The organism is Saccharopolyspora dendranthemae, from assembly GCF_007829955.1.
GTDB classification, from domain to species: domain Bacteria; phylum Actinomycetota; class Actinomycetes; order Mycobacteriales; family Pseudonocardiaceae; genus Saccharopolyspora; species Saccharopolyspora dendranthemae.
In genome coordinates this window covers 445,737-462,248 of record NZ_VIWX01000003.1, presented here as the reverse complement: position 1 = coordinate 462,248, position 16,512 = coordinate 445,737, and the positions used below count along the sequence as shown (strand labels likewise).

At 67.7% G+C, this 16,512-nt stretch carries 17 protein-coding genes and 1 tRNA gene; 4 read left to right on the top strand and 14 right to left on the bottom strand.

All coding sequences use genetic code 11. The annotated features are described in order from the left end of the window. Window positions 1-58: 58 nt before the first annotated feature. From FHU35_RS17355 to FHU35_RS17345, 3 genes are all read right to left on the bottom strand, one after another. Window positions 59-550 (bottom strand): MarR family winged helix-turn-helix transcriptional regulator, encoded by a 492-nt coding sequence (locus tag FHU35_RS17355; RefSeq protein ID WP_145740905.1) that lies wholly within the window; start codon window positions 548-550, stop codon window positions 59-61. Between the two features lie 121 nt (window positions 551-671). After that, window positions 672-1,136, bottom strand: a complete 465-nt coding sequence (locus FHU35_RS17350; RefSeq protein WP_246110374.1) for a MarR family winged helix-turn-helix transcriptional regulator — start codon at window positions 1,134-1,136, stop codon at window positions 672-674. Between the two features lie 436 nt (window positions 1,137-1,572). Beyond that, entirely contained in the window at window positions 1,573-2,289 is a 717-nt protein-coding gene (locus tag FHU35_RS17345) for a pyridoxamine 5'-phosphate oxidase family protein (protein ID WP_145741497.1), read from the bottom strand. A gap of 282 nt (window positions 2,290-2,571) precedes the next feature. On the opposite strand from FHU35_RS17345, the gene FHU35_RS17340 reads away from it, so the two are divergent. Further along, on the top strand, window positions 2,572-3,744 hold the full coding sequence (locus FHU35_RS17340) for a globin domain-containing protein (protein ID WP_186459476.1): 1,173 nt from the start codon (window positions 2,572-2,574) through the stop codon (window positions 3,742-3,744). Between the two features lie 182 nt (window positions 3,745-3,926). On the opposite strand, the gene FHU35_RS17335 is transcribed toward FHU35_RS17340, so the two are convergent. The 7 genes from FHU35_RS17335 to FHU35_RS17305 form a co-directional block, all read right to left on the bottom strand. Next, a complete protein-coding gene (locus tag FHU35_RS17335) occupies window positions 3,927-4,355 on the bottom strand; it encodes a heat shock protein transcriptional repressor HspR (RefSeq protein WP_186459475.1) in 429 nt (142 codons plus the stop codon). A 44-nt stretch (window positions 4,356-4,399) separates the two neighbouring features. Next, window positions 4,400-5,608, bottom strand: a complete 1,209-nt coding sequence (dnaJ, locus tag FHU35_RS17330; RefSeq protein WP_145740904.1) for a molecular chaperone DnaJ — start codon at window positions 5,606-5,608, stop codon at window positions 4,400-4,402. A gap of 25 nt (window positions 5,609-5,633) precedes the next feature. Next, entirely contained in the window at window positions 5,634-6,341 is a 708-nt protein-coding gene (gene grpE / locus FHU35_RS17325; RefSeq protein WP_145740902.1) for a nucleotide exchange factor GrpE, read from the bottom strand. A gap of 17 nt (window positions 6,342-6,358) precedes the next feature. After that, window positions 6,359-8,242, bottom strand: coding sequence for a molecular chaperone DnaK (gene dnaK / locus FHU35_RS17320; RefSeq protein ID WP_145740900.1), 1,884 nt, complete (start codon window positions 8,240-8,242; stop codon window positions 6,359-6,361). A 228-nt stretch (window positions 8,243-8,470) separates the two neighbouring features. Continuing rightward, the gene (locus tag FHU35_RS17315) at window positions 8,471-9,055 is read right to left on the bottom strand and encodes a TetR/AcrR family transcriptional regulator (RefSeq protein ID WP_246110405.1); all 585 of its coding nucleotides are present in this window, start codon (window positions 9,053-9,055) and stop codon (window positions 8,471-8,473) included. 5 nt (window positions 9,056-9,060) lie between these two features. Continuing rightward, the gene (locus FHU35_RS17310) at window positions 9,061-9,384 is read right to left on the bottom strand and encodes a DMT family transporter (RefSeq protein ID WP_145740895.1); all 324 of its coding nucleotides are present in this window, start codon (window positions 9,382-9,384) and stop codon (window positions 9,061-9,063) included. A gap of 76 nt (window positions 9,385-9,460) precedes the next feature. After that, a complete protein-coding gene (locus tag FHU35_RS17305) occupies window positions 9,461-9,877 on the bottom strand; it encodes a DUF1707 SHOCT-like domain-containing protein (RefSeq protein ID WP_145740894.1) in 417 nt (138 codons plus the stop codon). Window positions 9,878-10,254: 377 nt separating this feature from the next. On the opposite strand from FHU35_RS17305, the gene FHU35_RS17300 reads away from it, so the two are divergent. Further along, window positions 10,255-12,483, top strand: coding sequence for a (Fe-S)-binding protein (locus tag FHU35_RS17300; RefSeq protein ID WP_145740892.1), 2,229 nt, complete (start codon window positions 10,255-10,257; stop codon window positions 12,481-12,483). 56 nt (window positions 12,484-12,539) lie between these two features. On the opposite strand, the gene FHU35_RS17295 is transcribed toward FHU35_RS17300, so the two are convergent. Both FHU35_RS17295 and FHU35_RS17290 read right to left on the bottom strand, forming a co-directional pair. Next, the gene (locus FHU35_RS17295) at window positions 12,540-12,728 is read right to left on the bottom strand and encodes a DUF397 domain-containing protein (RefSeq protein WP_145740890.1); all 189 of its coding nucleotides are present in this window, start codon (window positions 12,726-12,728) and stop codon (window positions 12,540-12,542) included. Between the two features lie 21 nt (window positions 12,729-12,749). Then, on the bottom strand, window positions 12,750-13,586 hold the full coding sequence (locus FHU35_RS17290; protein ID WP_246110372.1) for a helix-turn-helix domain-containing protein: 837 nt from the start codon (window positions 13,584-13,586) through the stop codon (window positions 12,750-12,752). Window positions 13,587-13,665: 79 nt separating this feature from the next. On the opposite strand from FHU35_RS17290, the gene FHU35_RS17285 reads away from it, so the two are divergent. After that, complete coding sequence (locus FHU35_RS17285) at window positions 13,666-13,875, top strand: hypothetical protein (RefSeq protein ID WP_145740887.1); 210 nt, start codon at window positions 13,666-13,668, stop codon at window positions 13,873-13,875. Window positions 13,876-13,930: 55 nt separating this feature from the next. On the opposite strand, the gene FHU35_RS17280 is transcribed toward FHU35_RS17285, so the two are convergent. Next, window positions 13,931-15,340, bottom strand: coding sequence for a sugar porter family MFS transporter (locus tag FHU35_RS17280; RefSeq protein ID WP_145740885.1), 1,410 nt, complete (start codon window positions 15,338-15,340; stop codon window positions 13,931-13,933). Window positions 15,341-15,692: 352 nt separating this feature from the next. Further along, on the bottom strand, window positions 15,693-16,274 hold the full coding sequence (gene dcd, locus FHU35_RS17275; RefSeq protein WP_145740883.1) for a dCTP deaminase: 582 nt from the start codon (window positions 16,272-16,274) through the stop codon (window positions 15,693-15,695). A 103-nt stretch (window positions 16,275-16,377) separates the two neighbouring features. Between dcd and FHU35_RS17270 the strand changes: the two genes are divergently transcribed. Continuing rightward, window positions 16,378-16,448: transfer RNA gene (locus tag FHU35_RS17270), tRNA-Gly, on the top strand. Window positions 16,449-16,512: the final 64 nt, after the last annotated feature.

Genomic DNA, 16,512 nt, shown 5'->3' with positions numbered 1-16,512 from the left:
GGCTCGTGCGGCGCGCTCGGTTGAGTCGACACCTTGGGCGCCGTCTCCGTCGAGCTGGTCATCGAGTTCCTTCCCTCATTCCGGAGTCTGCGTGATCTCCGTCTTCGATCGTGTGGCGGCGGATGTCCGACATCGCGTCGCCGAGCAACCGGGCCAGTTCGCGGACCTGGGTGTCCTCCCAGTCGCCGAGCGCTTCGCCGATCCACTCCGCCTTCTTCTGCTCCAGGTCGGCCACGACCTGATCGCCGACCTCGGTGGTCCGCAGCAGCGAGACGCGGCGGTCCGCGGGATCTGGCCGGCGCGTGATCAGTCCGGCTTGTTCGAGCTGGTTCACCTGCCGGCTCACCACGGACGCATCGACGATGCGGTGGTGCGCCAGGTCGGAGACCCGGCATTCGCCGCGGTGCACGAGCTCGGTGAGCAGTCCGGCCGCCGCGTAGGGCACTTGGTCGGAGAGCTGCAACCCCCGTTGCAGCGCGACCTGCTTGAGGCCCATCAAGGCGCGGAGTGGGCGGAGCAGCTCACCGCAGGTCTCTGGTGTCGGTCCCATGCGAGCCCATCCTTTTAGTTGCTCAAGGCAACCATAGGACCACTTGGTTGCAGCACGCAACTGATATTCGGGTGACTCGCACCACGGCCGATTTTGGCCGTTTTGCCTGATCAGTGATGTTTCAGCTGGTCTCGTTGAGCTTGCCCAGCAGGCGCGCGAGATCCGCGAGGTCCTGGGTGCTCCAGCTGGCGAACTGGCCGTGGAGGTGCTTGCGCCGTTCGGCGCGCACGCGTTCCAGGCGCTCCTGCCCCAGGTCGGAGAGCTGGATCCGGCGGGCGCGGCCGTCGTCGGGGTCCGGGGCGCGCTCCAGCAGTCCCAGGTCGACGAGGGTGGCGATCTGCCGGGAGACCGTGGACTTGTCCAGGCCGGTGCGGCCGGCCAGGTCCATGCCCCGCAGCGGGCCTTCGTTGGCGACCATCAGCAGCATCGTGTACGACGCCGGGTCGAGGTCGGGGTGCACCAGCGCGGCGACGTGGGTGGAGAGGTTCCGCGCGTTGCGGAACATCATCACCAGCTCGCGTTCGATCTCCTCGGCCGCTTCGCGGCGCGCGGGGTCCTCAGCGATCTCGCCGTCCTGCTCGCTCACGTCACTCCCCGCACCTCGCGACCGTTTCGCCCCACTCTAGGGAGCAAGACGAACCCCGAGAGCACCAGCCCGGACATCAGTCAACCCAACAGCAGAACAACACCAAGAACCAGCAGAAGAACCCAACAAACCAACCCACGCCAGGCAAGCGCCGAAGGTGCTTCCTCACTGCCCCACCAGAGCAACCCACGTCAGCCAACCGGCGAAGCCGGTTTCTCAGTGCCCCACCTGAGCAACCGGCACCGCCGCGGGTTCTCAGACGCCTTCTGGGGAGGACAGCCGTAGCGCCGCGTATCCGTTCATACTCAAGTCTCGGATCCCGGACCCAGAAGGCGTCTGAGGTTCCGCATCCGGCACCGCCCAGCAGCAAGACCACTGAGTAGTTTCAGTAGACGCCACCCGCACCGCCAAGCGGCCCCAGAGCCGTACTCAGGGATTACGCAGAAACTTCGTGCCACGGGCGAGGTGTGCCCTTGGCTCCGAAGTAGTCCCCACCCTTGCGCTTGACGTCATCCGTCCCCCAGGTCCGCTCTCGCAGGACCGGCATCATCCGGGGGATGTGCTTGCGGCAGTGGATGTAGGCCTCCTCGACCTGGACGACCACCCACCGCTCGGGCGTGCGGCCGCGGTCGAACTGGGAGGGCAGCGCGGGGTAGATGCCGCGCAGGTCGGCGTCCTCGACGATGCGGGCCTTGCCGTTGATGTGCAGGCCGATCAGGTCGGTGACGAAGTCGACCAGCAAGATGCCGACGTGCGGGTTCTCGCTGATGTTGCCGAGGCTGGCGAGCACTCCGTTGCCCCGGTACTCGGGGTAGCAGACGTGCTGGTCGTCGAGGACTTCGATGAATCCGGGCGGCCCTGCTCGCAGGCTGGAGTCGCACTCGCCTCGGGAGTCGGAGGTGGCGACGAAGGCGAGCTCCATGCGGCCGATGAACTGCTTCATCTCGTCGTTGAGCCGGTCGAGCACCTGGTCGTCGTAGAAGCGGCGGGCCCGCTTCTGGCTGCCGTAGGCGCTCTGGAGCAGGTGCTCACCCGCGGATCCGGGCAGGGTCGGGGTTTCCTGCTCGAACGGGTCGGTGAGCTGCGGCTCGGGGTAGCGGGTGGGCATCGGGACGGGGGTCGGGACGGTGTCGGATAACTCGAGGTCCAGCATGGCCGCGGAGGCCACGCCTGCCGGATTGCTGTGATCGGGGGTCACGGCGAACCACAGTGTCACGTCAACCCGTCCGGTCACAGCTTCCCCACTAGCTTTCCCCCGACCGATTGATGGATTATCTACGTGAAGTAGTTGCAAAGCACTCGAAAGTGCCATCAAGGCAGACGTGCCTCCGATCAGGGGTTAGGGTCGCTCCTGATGTCGGGGGACGTTTGCAGGTAGCGGTTGCGCCTCACCCAGGTGCCTGCCGCCAACGTGGAGAAGACTGCGCCCGAAACGATGACGAACGCCGTACTGAGCCCCGGTCCACCCCCGAACAACGAGCCGTCCAACTCCGGTGTGAGCAAGATGGTTCGACTCATCCGCGAGAGCTACGCGGTGGTCGAACCGCACTCCGACGAGGTGGCGAAGTTCTTCTACGGAACCCTGTTCAGCATCGCGCCGCACACCCGCGAGCTGTTCGCCGCCAACATGGAGGTGCAGCGCAGCCGCCTGCTTCGGGCGCTCGTGCACTTCATCCAGATGGTCGACAAGCCCGACGAGCTGCTGCCGTTCCTGCAGCAGCTCGGGCGCGACCACCGGAAGTTCGGTGTCATCACCCAGCACTACGAGGCGGTCGGCACCGCTCTGCTCGCGGCCATCAAGCGCTACGCCGGCGACGCCTGGACCGACCAGGTCGAACGCGCCTGGGCGGAGGCCTACACGGTCATGGCTTCGGCGATGACCGAGGCGGCGGCCGCCGACGACGGTCCCGCCTGGTACACCGGCCAGGTCCTGCACCACGAGCGGCTGAGCTGGGAGCTCGCCGTGATCCGCGTGCAGACGGACCACCCGGTGCCCTACCTGCCCGGCCAGTACGTCAGCGTCGAGGTCCCGCAGCGGCCCCGGATGTGGCGCTACCTCTCGCCGGCGAACGCGCCCAGCGAAGACGGCGTGATGGAGTTCCACGTCCGCGCCGTGGACTCCGGGTGGGTCAGCCGTGCGCTCGTGGGCCACGCCAAGCCGGGTGACCAGTGGCGGATCGGTTCGCCGATGGGCCGGTTGACCGTCGACCGGGAGAACTCGCCGGACATCCTGATGATCGCCGGCGGCACCGGCATCACGCCGCTGCGCGCGATCATCGACGACCTCGCCCAGTACGGCGAGAACCCGCGCGTGCAGCTCTTCTACGGCGGTCGCACCCGCGACGACCTCTACGACCTGGAGAACCTCCGGCGCATCGCCATGCACAACCCGTGGCTGACGATCACGGCGGTGCTGGAGAACGACCCGGACGTCGACGGCGTCGAGCACGGCACCATCGCCGACGTCGTCTCCCGCTACGGCGCCTGGGAGGACTGGGACGTCCTCGTCTCCGGCTCCCCGGCCATGATCCGCGCGACGGTCTCGAAGATGCTGGTAGCGGGCACGGCCCTCGACCGCATCCGCTACGACCCGTTCACCCTGGACTGACCCGGTTCCAGGGCGCTCGCACAATCGCGTTGCGTGGCGGTGCGCCGCACCAGGTCCCAGTTTTAGTCCAAACTGAGCCGACATTTCGGACATGATCATGGCTCGGTTTGGACTAAAACTGGGCCGCACGCAAGAAGGGCGCCTCCCAGCAGGGGAGACGCCCTTCTTCTCGTTCGCTCGTTCTACCGCTTGCGGTTGGGCTTCCAGACGACCAGCGCGGTTTCCTGACGCACCGGGACCAGGTCCCTGCGGTAGGAGGCGTGGATCTGGGCTGCCGCTGAATCGGCCGCCGCGTAGGCCGCGGAGACCTCTTCCGTGAGCTCCTGGACCTTGGCCTGCAGCGCGTCGACCTGGTTCTCCAGGTCGATGATGCGCTTGATCCCCGCGAGGTTGACGCCCTCCTCCTGGGAGAGGCGCTGGACCTCGCGCAGCAGCGCGATGTCGCGCAGCGAGTAGCGTCGGCCGCCGGCCGCGGTGCGTCCGGGTGAGACCAGTCCGAGTCGGTCGTAGCTGCGCAGCGTCTGCGCGTGCAGACCGGACAGCTGCGCGGCCACCGAGATCACGAACATCGGGGTGTCCTCGTTGGAACCGGGTGGGAACGCGAATCCCATCTCCGGTCCGATCCCCCCAGGACCCGTCATGCGGCCGGCCATGCTTACCTCCCGAGCAACTCGTTCAGCTCGCTGCGCGGGTCGTGGTCAGCCGTGGCCTCGGCGTACTCGGCGAGCGCCTCGGTCGCTTTGTCGTCGAGCTTCGACGGCACCGCGACCTGCAGCGTCACCAGGAGATCCCCGTTGCCACCGGCCTTCCTGCCCACGCCCTTGCCACGCACCCGGAAGGTCCGTCCGCTGCTGGTTCCGGCGGGAACCTTCAGCGAGACCTTCCCGTCCAGGGTCGGCACGGTCAACGTAGTGCCCAGCGCGAGCTCCGGGAAGGTGACCGGCACCGTGATCGTCAGATCATCACCGGATCGTCCGAACACCTTGTTGCCGCCGACGTGCACCACGACGAACAGATCGCCCGCGGTGGCGCCCTGCCGCCCCGGTTCGCCCTGTCCGGCCAGCCGGATCCGCTGCCCGTCCTCCACCCCTGGCGGGATGCGCACGGTCAGCGTCCGGGTGCGGCTGCTGATCCCCTCGCCCGAGCAGTCCTCGCACGGGGTGTCGATGATCTGACCGCGTCCCCGGCAGTCCGGGCACGGCTCGCTGAACGCGAACGCACCCTGGTTGCGGGTGACCAGGCCGGATCCACCGCAGGTCGAGCAGCCGCGCGGGCGGGTGCCGGGCTTGGCGCCCGAACCCCGGCAGGTCTGGCAGGTCGCCGGGCTGGACAGCCGCAGCGGGACCGTTGCTCCGCGCACCGCCTCGTAGAAGTCGATGCGCACCTCGGTCTCGACGTCGGCTCCGCGCCGCGGCCGACTGGCCGTGCTCGGGCCGGCGCCCGCACCGGCACCGCCGCCGGGTCGCCGGTTGCCGAACAACCCGCCGAACAGGTCGCCCAGGCCACCGGCCCCCTGCTGTCCGCCGAAGAGATCGCCGAGGTCGAAGCCGCCGCCGGCACCACCGGGACCGCCGAAGCCGCCGCCCGGGCCCCCGAAACCACCGCCCGCACCGCCGAGCCCGCCGGCTCCGAAGAGCCGCCGGGCCTCGTCGTACTGCTTGCGCTTGTCGGGGTCGGACAGCACTCCGTAGGCCTCGGAGACCGCCTTGAACTTCGACTCGGCTTGGGCGTTGCCGGGGTTGGCGTCGGGGTGGTTCTCCCGCGCCAGCTTCCGGTACGCCTTCTTGATGTCCTCGGACGAAGCATCGGAGGAGACGCCCAGCTCAGCGTAGAAATCCTTGTCGAGCCATTCCCTGGCACTCACCGGACGCTCCCCCTCCCGCTCCTGATCACTCTTGTTCGGTGGACTCGGCGGACTCCGCCCCGGACTCGGGCGCGGCGCCCGCAGCCGTGTCGTCGGCCTCGTAGTCGGTCACCGCGACCATGGCCGGGCGCAGCACCCGCTCGCCGAACCGGTAGCCGCGGCGCATCACGGTGGTGACCGTGGGCCCCGAGACCTCCGGCGAGGTGGTGTGCTGGACGGCTTCGTGGACCGACGGGTCGAACTCGTCGCCCTCGGCACCGAAGCCCTCCAGGCCCGCGGAGCTCAGCGTGCCGACGAGCTTGTCGGCGACCGCCTTGAACGCACCGTTGAGGTCGCCGTGCGCTTCGGCCCGCTCCAGGTCGTCGAGCACGGTCAGCAGGTCACCGGCGACGGACGCCTTCGCCGCCGCGATCACCGACTCGCGGTCGCGCTCGACGCGCTTGCGGTAGTTCGCGTACTCCGCGGTGACCCGCTTGAGGTCGGCGGTGAGCTCGTCGACCTGCTTCTGCAGACCGGTGGGCTCGCCTTTCTCAGCGGAACCGTCCGCAGCGGGCTGGTCCGCCGACTCGTCGGCCTGGACGACCTCGTCGTCGAGAGTTCCGGAGATGCTTTCGGACACCTGAGCCTCGTCTCCGCTCGGAGCAGGGGTCCGGCGCTCGCCCGTCTCGGGATCGATGCGACGCCGATCCCGGACGACCACCGGCTCCTGCTCCTCGCCTTCGTTGCGCGACATTTCGGGCCTGTCCGAAGTCACTTCTTCTTCTCGTCCTCGTCGTCGACGATCTCGGCGTCCACGACGTCGTCGTCCTTGGCCGACGAGCTGGCGGAACCGGCACCGGCCTCACCAGCGGCGTCACCAGCACCCGCACCCGCGGCACCCGCGGCGTCGGCACCGGCGTCGGCGTAGAGGGCCTGGCCCAGCGCCTGCGACTCGGTGGCGAGCTTCTCCACGGCGCCGGAGATGGCGTCGACGTCCTCGCCCTTGAGCGCCTCGTTGACCTCGTCGATCGCGCCCTGGACCTTGGTCTTGGTCTCCTCGGGCAGCTTCTCGTCGTTCTCCTTGAGGACCTTCTCGGTCTGGTAGACCAGCGTCTCGGCCTGGTTGCGGGCCTCGGCCTCCTCGCGACGCTTCTTGTCCTCCTCGGCGTGGGCCTCGGCGTCGGAGACCATGCGCTCGATGTCGTCCTTCGGCAGCGCGGAGCCGCCGGTGATCGTCATCGACTGCTCCTTGCCGGTGCCGTGGTCCTTGGCGGAGACGTGCACGATGCCGTTGGCGTCGATGTCGAAGGCGACCTCGATCTGCGGCACACCGCGCGGCGCCGGCGGCAGGCCGGTCAGCTCGAACATGCCGAGCTTCTTGTTGTGCGCGGCGATCTCGCGCTCGCCCTGGAAGACCTGGATCTGCACCGACGGCTGGTTGTCGTCCGCGGTCGTGAAGGTCTCGGAGCGCTTGGTCGGGATCGTGGTGTTGCGCTCGATCAGCTTGGTCATGATGCCGCCCTTGGTCTCGATGCCCAGGGACAGCGGGGTGACGTCGAGCAGCAGGACGTCCTTGACCTCACCGCGCAGCACACCGGCCTGCAGGCTGGCGCCGACCGCGACGACCTCGTCCGGGTTGACGCCCTTGTTCGCCTCGCGGCCGCCGGTCAGGTCCTTGACCAGCTCGGACACGGCGGGCATGCGGGTGGAACCACCGACGAGCACGACGTGGTCCATCTCGGAGAGCTTGATGCCCGCGTCGCGGATGACGGCCTCGAACGGCTTGCGGCAGCGCTCGAGCAGGTCGGAGGTGATCCGCTGGAACTCGGCGCGGGACAGCGTCTCGTCCAGGAACAGCGGGTTCTTGTCACCGTCGACGGTGATGTAGGGCAGGTTGATGCCCGCGGTCGACGAGGAGGACAGCTCGATCTTGGCCTTCTCCGCGGCTTCCTTGATCCGCTGCATGGCCATGCGGTCCTTGGTCAGGTCGATCCCGTTGGACGACTTGAACTTCTCGACCAGCCACTCGACGATGCGCTCGTCCCAGTCGTCGCCACCGAGGTGGTTGTCACCGGAGGTGGCGCGGACCTCGACGACGCCCTCGCCGATCTCCAGCAGCGACACGTCGAAGGTGCCGCCACCGAGGTCGAAGACCAGGATCGTCTGGTCGGACTCGCCCTTGTCCAGGCCGTAGGCCAGCGCTGCCGCGGTCGGCTCGTTGACGATCCGCAGCACGTCGAGCCCGGCGATCTGGCCGGCTTCCTTGGTGGCCTGCCGCTGCGCGTCCTCGAAGTAGGCGGGGACGGTGATGACCGCGTCGGTCACCTCTTCGCCCAGGTAGGCCTCGGCATCGCGCTTGAGCTTCATCAGGACCCGCGCGGAGATCTCCTGCGGCGTGTAGTCCTTCTCGTCGATGCCGACCTTCCAGTCGGTGCCCATGTGGCGCTTGACCGACCGGATGGTGCGGTCAACGTTGGTGACCGCCTGGTTCTTCGCGGGCTGACCGGTGAGGATCTCGCCGTTCTTCGCGAAGGCCACGATGGACGGCGTGGTCCGCGAGCCCTCGGAGTTGGCGATCACCGTCGCTTCACCGCCCTCCAGGACGGAAACGACGGAGTTGGTCGTCCCCAGGTCGATGCCGACCGCTCGCGCCATGGGTGTTCCTCCAGTACCTAGTCAGTGCGCTCAAGAGCCGCTTCGATCTCTTGAGCCTTGCTCGCTCAAGTTTTACCCAGAACACTTGCGCACCGTCAAACGGGGTTGAGCAAGTGCCGCTCAAGCTTTCTGCCAGGACAACGCCTGACCAGCAGGATCAGTTCCCGAAGCAGCTGCCGCGTGACCCAGCCGACACGCCGGAAGATCCCCCGGGCCGGGGCCCGGACTTCAGGCCGAGGGCTGGGCGCCGAGGTAGTCGTACGGGTGCATGAGGAAGCGGAGCACCGGTTCGAGGTCGTCGACCTCGGGGGATTCGTCGGCGATGAGGGCCTGGAGGAGGAGTCCGTCCATGCCCGCGATGAAGGCGGTGATGACCGGGTCGTCGCCGCCCTGGCCGTTGTTGATGCTGCCCCGGATGAGCTCGATCCAGCGACGAGCGGCGGGGCGCAGCGCGGGCCTGCGAGCGGCGAGCAGGTAGAGCTCGTACTCGCCGAGCGTGCGCTCGCGGTGATCCCGGATCATGCGGACGAGCAGTTCGGCGACGGCGCGCGGCCACTGGGCGTTGTCGGTGACCTCCTCGCGCACGGCCATGATCTGCTCGACGAGCCCGTTGCAGCTGTCCAGGAGGCTGGCGACCAGCAGGTCGTCGATGCCGTCGAAGTAGTACGCGATCGACGCCGGCGGGACGCCCGCCTCACGTGCGACGTTGCGGTGCGTGACCGCGCCGACGCCCTCGCGGGCCACGATCCGCAGGGCCGCGTCCACGATCGCGCGGCGGCGGCGTTCGCCCTTGAGCCGCCGTCCGTCGGTCACCTCCGTCAATGCGCGCCTCCCAGTTCCAGTGCGATGACACCTCCGATGATCAACGCGATGCCGGCGACCTGCACCGCAGTGATGGACTCGCCCAAGAAGACCACGCCGATGATGGCCACCAGCGCGACCCCCGCTCCCGCCCAGATCGCGTAGACGACGCCGACGGGCAGTCCGAGCTTCAGCACGGCGCTCATGGCGGTGAACGCGATCGCGTACCCGATCACGACCGCCACCGACGGGACGAGCTTGCTGAAGCCTTCGGACAGCTTCAGCGACACCGTCCCCACGACTTCGCTGCAAATGGCCAGCACCAGCAGCAGGTACGCCACGGACCCTCCTCCGAGAAACATGGGCGATCGCCCAACTTCTTGAACGCACGGGTGCCCCGCCCCGGGAGAGCGGGGGTCAGTCGTCGTCGTGCCTCTTGCCCGGACCTTCGATCGTCATGGCCACGGAGAAGGCCGCCCAGATGACGATCGGGATCGCCGGCCAGAAGAACTTGAGGTCACCGGACACGGCCGAGGTCACACCCCAGATCGCGATCATGACGACCGCTCCGCCCGCCCAATCCCGCCACTCCTTGGACACCTTCGCCTTGTGCTCGTCGCGGGCGACGACCTCGGCGGACGGCTGGGGAACGGGGAGATCGCTGGTCAGCGGCCGCAGCTCGCCGAGCGTGGCCGCCGCGTAGGCGCGCTGGAGCCGCTCGTCGTACTCGGTGACGGTCAGACGTCCCTCGTCCAGCCCGGCTCGCAGCCGCCCGGCGACCTCGTCGCGGTCGGAGTCGGACGCCCGCATGCCCCCGTCGTTCGGCTCGACCATGCCCTCACCCCCAGGTGTCGATTGACCGGCCGTCACGTTCACCCGATCAATGACGTGGCGAAAATCGCACATCGTCTCATCAGTTTGCCTTGATCGGCACCGCCGCGGTGGTGGAACCGCGATCGCGCCCCTGGTCGCCCCGGGCGTTCAACAGCGACAACTCCAGAAACACCCGGCACCCCGGATGACCGCGCTCCGGTCGCCGCTGCAGCGAAAATAGCAGAAACCTGAACGAATGCCCAAGTAGTTTTTCGACCCGGGGTCTCGCAGAATCACCGACTGTTCCCGAAATTCGCGCCCAGGCCCCCGTGGTTACCAGCGGGTAACAGGGCGTACGCTCCCCAAACGGACAACCCCCGAAACAGGAGGCCACGAGCATGGGTGCTGTGCAGATCACGCTTGGCGCGATCTCAGTCGCGCTCGGCGTCGTCGCGTGGAGCATGTTCGCCATGACCATCGCCCGATTCGTGCGGATCATCCGCCTCGGGCAACCCGACGGCACCCGGAACGCTCCGGCTCTCGCGCGTCTGGCCACGCTGGTCAAGGAGTTCGCCGCGCACACCCGGATGAACAAGTTCCGCAACGTCGGTGTGTGGCACTGGCTGGTCATGTGGGGCTTCCTGCTCGGCTCCCTTGCCCTGTTCGAGGCCTACGGCGAGGTCTTCGTCCCCACCTGGGGCTGGCCGATCCTCGACGACCTGGCGATCTTCCACTTCGTGATGGAGTTCCTGGGCGTCGGCACGATCGTCGGCATCCTGGTGCTGATGGCGATCCGCCAGGCCAACCACCCGCGCAAGGCCGGGCGCGTCTCGCGCTTCCAGGGCTCCAACTTCAAGTGGGCCTACTTCATCGAGGCCGTGGTGCTCGTCGAGGGCATCGGCATCATCGGTGTCCGCGCCGCCAAGGCCGCGCTGGGCGTGCACGAGATGCCGCTGTGGGCCGAGTTCGCCTCGGGCCCGATCGGGCAGCTGCTGCCCGCCAGCGAGAACCTGGTCTCGGTGTTCGCCTTCATCAAGCTGATGAGCGCCACCATCTGGCTGATCGTCGTCGCCCGCACCATGACGATGGGTGTGGCCTGGCACCGCTTCTCCGCGTTCTTCAACATCTACTTCAAGCGCGAGGACGACGGCGACGTCGCCCTGGGCGCGGTCAAGCCGATGATGTCGGGCGGCAAGCCGCTGGACTTCGAGGAGGCCGACCCGGACGAGGACGTGTTCGGCGCCGGCAAGATCGAGGACTTCTCCTGGAAGGGCTGGCTGGACTTCACGACCTGCACCGAGTGCGGTCGTTGCCAGTCGCAGTGCCCCGCCTGGAACACCGGCAAGCCGCTGTCGCCGAAGATGATGATCACCCAGCTGCGGGACCACGCCTACGCGAAGGCCCCGTACCTGCTGGCCGGTGGCAGCAAGGACATGGCAGGCGACGAGGTCGGCATCACCGGTGACGGCGCCGAGGAGAAGCTGGCCGGGATCAACGCGCTGGCGCTGGCCGAGGCCGAGCGCCCGCTGGTCGGCGGCCCGGAGGAGATGGGCGTCATCGACCCCGAGGTGCTGTGGTCCTGCACCTCCTGCGGTGCCTGCGTCGAGCAGTGCCCGGTCGACATCGAGCACGTCGACCACATCGTCGACATGCGCCGCTACCAGGTCATGATCGAGTCGAACTTCCCGACCGAGCTCGGCGGGATGTTCAAGAACCTGGAGAACAAGGGCAACCCGTGGGGCCAGAACGCCAAGGACCGGCTGGCCTGGACCGAGGACCTGGACTTCGAGGTCCCGGTCTTCGACGGTGAGCTCGCCGACGACGACGAGTACCTGTTCTGGGTCGGCTGCGCCGGTGCCTTCGAGGACCGCGCGAAGAAGACCACCCAGGCCGTCGCCGAGCTGCTGCACATGGCGGGCGTGAAGTACAAGGTGCTGGGCCCGGAGGAGACCTGCACCGGTGACCCCGCTCGCCGCGCGGGCAACGAGTTCATCTTCCAGATGATGGCCCAGCAGAACGTCGAGGTCCTCAACGGAGTCTTCGAGGGCCGCGAGCCGGGCAAGCGCAAGATCGTCGCGACCTGCGCGCACTGCTTCAACAGCCTCGCCAACGAGTACTCCGAGCTCGGCGGCGACTACGAGGTCGTGCACCACACCCAGCTGCTGAACAAGCTGGTCCGCGAGAAGCGCCTGACCCCGGTCGCCCCGGTCGCCGAGGACGTGACCTACCACGACCCCTGCTTCCTGGGACGGCACAACAAGGTCTACACGCCGCCGCGCGACCTGGTCGGCGCCGCGGGCGCGACCTTCCGCGAGATGCCGCGGCACCAGGAGCGCTCCATGTGCTGCGGTGCCGGCGGCGCCCGCATGTGGATGGAGGAGCGCATCGGCAAGCGGATCAACCTGGAGCGCGTCGACGAGGCCCTGGGCACCGCCCCCTCGAAGATCGCCACGGGCTGCCCGTTCTGCAAGGTGATGCTCTCCGACGGCGTCACGACCCGGAAGAGCGAGCAGGCCGCCGACGAGTCCGTCGAGGTCCTCGACGTCGCCCAGCTCCTGCTCAACGCCGTCAAGCGCGGCGATGGCAAGCAGGACGACGCAGCTGAGGCGGAGCCCGCCAGCAGCTGATCGGTCTGAAACGCGAAGAAGGGCACCTCCCGCGCGGGAGGTGCCCTTCTTCGCGTTCAGCGGCCGGTGAGGGAGCTCAGGAACCGCCGCCAGGAATCAGCGGGGAACGCCAGCGCCGGGCCGTCCGGGTCCTTGGAATCCCGCACCGCCACGGCTTCGCTGACGAACGCGACTTCAACGCAGTTCCCATCGCCACCGCCGCCGCTACGACTGCTCTTGCGCCACTGGGCATCCGAAAGATCCATGGTTCCGCGCCTTCACTCGTGTTAGCAGTCGGACACTAGCCGACTGATGAGCGCGGCCGAATCCTCGTCGTTCAAGGCGCTGACCCGCATCTGCTCGAAGGTCGAGGCCGCCGTCGAGACAGCATCTGGCTTGTCGATGTGCAGCGAACCGGCCGCGTGCTCCAGGAAGAGGACGTCGTCCTCGTCCACGTCCGCATAGCTGAGCAAGGTGAACGAGCCCTCCAACCCGCGATGAGCACCTGCCACCACGGGCAAGACACGCAGCTCCACGGTCGGGAGGTCGATGAATCCCAGGAGCGCGACGAGCTGCCCGCGCATCACCGCGGGCCCACCTACCGGTCGCCGCAGCACTGACTCATCGACCAGCGCCGAGAGGTGCAGCGGAGCGTCCGAATCGTGCAGACGATGCCGCCGGCGCATCCGCGCGGCCACCGCTCTGTCGATCTCCTCGGCTTCCAGCACGCTCACGCCCTCGAACACTCCGCGCGCGTAGTCCTCGGTCTGGAGCAATCCCGGCACGAACGACGGCTGCCAATCGCGGACCGAAACAGCCTCTTCTTCCAAGTCGTAATACCCGCGACTGGTAATGCCGTACGCGTGCCACCACGGCTTCGCCTTCGCTGACCTGGCCAGATCGACCAGGCCCGGGTCGTAGACGTCGTAGAGGTCCATCATCGAGCGCACCTCGTGCACGGACGTGCCGACCTCGCCGGTCTCCTTGCGGCTGAGAGCACTTGTCGACATGTCGAGCGAGGCGGCGGCATGCTCCTGCGTGATCCCCGCGCTCTCGCGCAACCGCCGGATCCGCCGCGCGAGCCGACGTCGCCGGAACGTGGGGCTGGTGCGCACGATTTCCATGATCGCAGCGGGATCCCGGGATCGGGATTCCCGATTGCGGTGATCCCGGTGGGGTGATCCCGCCCGGATGCTCCACGCCATGACACCGAGGCTCTTCGGCTTGGCCGAGAAGAACATCGACGGAACACCCGACCCGGGCAACGTCCAGATCTGGGGGATGGAGCTGGACGGCAGAGCGGTCCTCTACTGGCTGGAGGACGGCATCAGCCAGTTCGCGGTCTTCGACACCGCCGAGAGCGCCGACGAGCGCTTCGGCCGGATCTTCGACCTCGCGCTGTACTTCCCCTAGACGCGATCGAGGGCGTCCCCCTGCGCCGGGGACGCCCTCGATCCGGGGAAGGGGATCAGCTGCCCATCTCCTCCAGGGAGCGGCCGTTGGTCTCCTTCAGGTACTTGACCACGAACACCACCGACAGCGCCGCGAACGCCGCGTAGATGAAGTACGTGACCGGCAGGTTCCAGTCCCGCATGCTCGGGAAGCTCACCGTCACCAGCCAGTTCGCGATCCAGTTCGTCGCCGTGCCCAGGGCCAGCGCGGCGGCGCGGATGCGAGCCGGGAACATCTCGCCCAGCAGCACCCACATCACGACGCCCCAGGAGGCGGCGAAGAACAGCACGAACGCGCTCGCCGAGATCAGCGCGACGACGCCCCACTGGGGCGGCAGCACCGCGTCCTCGCCGACGACCTGCGCGAAGCTGAACGCCCAGCCGGTCACCGCCAGCGACACGGTCATGCCGACCGAGCCGATCACCAGCAGCGGCTTGCGGCCGATCTTGTCGACCAGCGCGATGGCCACGAGCGTGCCGATGATGTTCACGATCGAGGTGAACAGGCTCAGCAGAAGCGAGCTCTCCTCGTCGATGCCGACGGAGTGCCACAGCGACGACGAGTAGTAGAAGATCACGTTGATGCCGACGAACTGCTGCAGCGCGGCGATGGCCATGCCGACCCACACGATCGGCAGCAGGCCGACCTTGCCGCGCAGGTCGCTGAGCCGGGGCTTGCGCTCGCCGCCCAGGGCTTCCTGGATCTCGGCGATCTTGGCGTCGGCGTCACCCGACTCGATCTTGGCCAGCACGTCCCGCGCCTGGTCGATCTTGCCCGCGGCCACCAGGTAACGCGGCGACTCCGGGATCGCCGAAGCGACCACGAGGTAGACCACGGCCGGGACCGCGGCCACGCCCAGCATCCACTGCCAGGCCTGGATCGGCCCGAGCATCCCGGACGCGCTGCCGCCCGCGAACGCCGCGAGGGCGTAGTTGACCAGCTGAGAAAGGGCGATGCCCAGCACGATCGCCAACTGCTGCAACGAGGCGAGCCTGCCCCGGTACTCGGCCGGAGCCACTTCGGCGATGTAGGCAGGGGCGATCACCGAGGCGATGCCGATGGCGATACCGCCGACCACGCGCCAGATCGCCAGGTCCCAGATCGCGAAGGGAACGGCCGACCCGATGGCGCTGATGATGAACAGCACCGCGGCCAGCTGCATGACCCGGATCCGGCCGATCCGGTCGGCCAGGCCACCGGCGATGCCGGCACCGACGGCCGAACCCAGCAGCGCCGAGGACACGGTCAGTCCGGTCAGCGCCGAACCGACGCCGAAGTGCTCCTGGATCGCGTCGACACCACCGTTGATCACCGAGGTGTCGTAGCCGAACAAGAAGCCGCCGAGAGCCGCAGCCCCGGCGATCATCACCACGTGCCCGAGGTGCTTGGCGCCTCCGCTCTGGGCACGCGACTGCAATGCGGACATCGAATCTCCCGCTTGCCCACACGCCGATCCGCCCCGTTGCGGGATCGTTCCAGAGCGCCGGGCGCAGGGGATCGTAAGTTCTGAACCCCGTACTTGCCTTGCTCGATTCAGGGTGATTTGTTTCACCCCGGCTCAAACCCCCAGGCAACAACCCTTACCTGGCAAAACGTCACATTCCCTGGGAACGCACCCAGTCACCGCCCGACCCCGCACCGCACCCTCTCCCAGTTTTAGTCATAACTGAGCAGACATTTCGGACATGATCATGGCTCGGTTTGGACTAAAACTGGGAGCGGGCGACAGAACCACCCAACCGGGCCACGGCTCAGCGGCGGGTGCCGGCGCCCACGGCTCAGCGGCGGGTGTCGGTGACCTGGAAGTTGAGGTGCGCGCGAGACGGCGTCGGGCCGCGCTGCCCCTGGTAGCGCGAACCCGCCTGCTTCGAGCCGTACGGGAAGTCCGCGGGGCTCGACAGGCGCAGCAGGCACAGCTGCCCGATCTTCATGCCCGGCCAGAGGGTGATCGGCAGGTTCGCGACGTTGGACAGCTCCAGCGTGATGTGCCCGTTGAAGCCCGGGTCGATGAACCCGGCGGTGGAGTGCGTCAGCAGACCCAACCGGCCCAGCGACGACTTGCCCTCCAACCGGCTCGCCAGATCGTCGGGCAGCTTCACCGACTCGTAGGTCGAGCCGAGCACGAACTCGCCCGGGTGCAGCACGAACGGCTCGTCCTCAGCGGCCTCGACGAGCGACGTCAGCTCGTCCTGCTGCTTCGACGGGTCGATGTGGGTGTACCGGGTGTTGTCGAAGACCCGGAAGTAGCGGTCCAGCCGCACGTCGATGCTCGACGGCTGGATCATCGACGAGTCGAACGGATCCAGTTCGAGACGTCCCTCGTCCAGCTCTTTACGCAGGTCCCGATCACTCAGCAGCACACCACAAGGGTATCGGGAGCCTGAGTCGATCTTGATCGCCCACCGTGCTAATCTACGCAGCGTCGAACGGCAGTCGGCTTTCAACGACAGTCGTTGCGGCGATGCGGATGTAGTTCAATGGTAGAACATCAGCTTCCCAAGCTGAGAACGCGGGTTCGATTCCCGTCATCCGCTCTTCAGAGCAAAGACCCAGGTCAGAGGCATTCCGCCTCACCTGGGTCTTTCTTTTTCGGCATTT

Coding starts and splice junctions, on each gene's coding strand:
- grpE (WP_145740902.1), bottom strand. CDS start 6,341: ATGTCGCGCAACGAAGGCGAGGAGCAGGAGCCGGTGGTCGTCCGGGAT.
- FHU35_RS17300 (WP_145740892.1), top strand. CDS start 10,255: ATGGGTGCTGTGCAGATCACGCTTGGCGCGATCTCAGTCGCGCTCGGC.
- FHU35_RS17345 (WP_145741497.1), bottom strand. CDS start 2,289: ATGCTGGACCTCGAGTTATCCGACACCGTCCCGACCCCCGTCCCGATG.
- FHU35_RS17285 (WP_145740887.1), top strand. CDS start 13,666: ATGACACCGAGGCTCTTCGGCTTGGCCGAGAAGAACATCGACGGAACA.
- FHU35_RS17305 (WP_145740894.1), bottom strand. CDS start 9,877: ATGGTCGAGCCGAACGACGGGGGCATGCGGGCGTCCGACTCCGACCGC.
- FHU35_RS17290 (WP_246110372.1), bottom strand. CDS start 13,586: ATGGAAATCGTGCGCACCAGCCCCACGTTCCGGCGACGTCGGCTCGCG.
- FHU35_RS17340 (WP_186459476.1), top strand. CDS start 2,572: ATGACGAACGCCGTACTGAGCCCCGGTCCACCCCCGAACAACGAGCCG.
- FHU35_RS17280 (WP_145740885.1), bottom strand. CDS start 15,340: ATGTCCGCATTGCAGTCGCGTGCCCAGAGCGGAGGCGCCAAGCACCTC.
- FHU35_RS17295 (WP_145740890.1), bottom strand. CDS start 12,728: ATGGATCTTTCGGATGCCCAGTGGCGCAAGAGCAGTCGTAGCGGCGGC.
- FHU35_RS17355 (WP_145740905.1), bottom strand. CDS start 550: ATGGGACCGACACCAGAGACCTGCGGTGAGCTGCTCCGCCCACTCCGC.
- FHU35_RS17335 (WP_186459475.1), bottom strand. CDS start 4,355: ATGGGATTCGCGTTCCCACCCGGTTCCAACGAGGACACCCCGATGTTC.
- dnaK (WP_145740900.1), bottom strand. CDS start 8,242: ATGGCGCGAGCGGTCGGCATCGACCTGGGGACGACCAACTCCGTCGTT.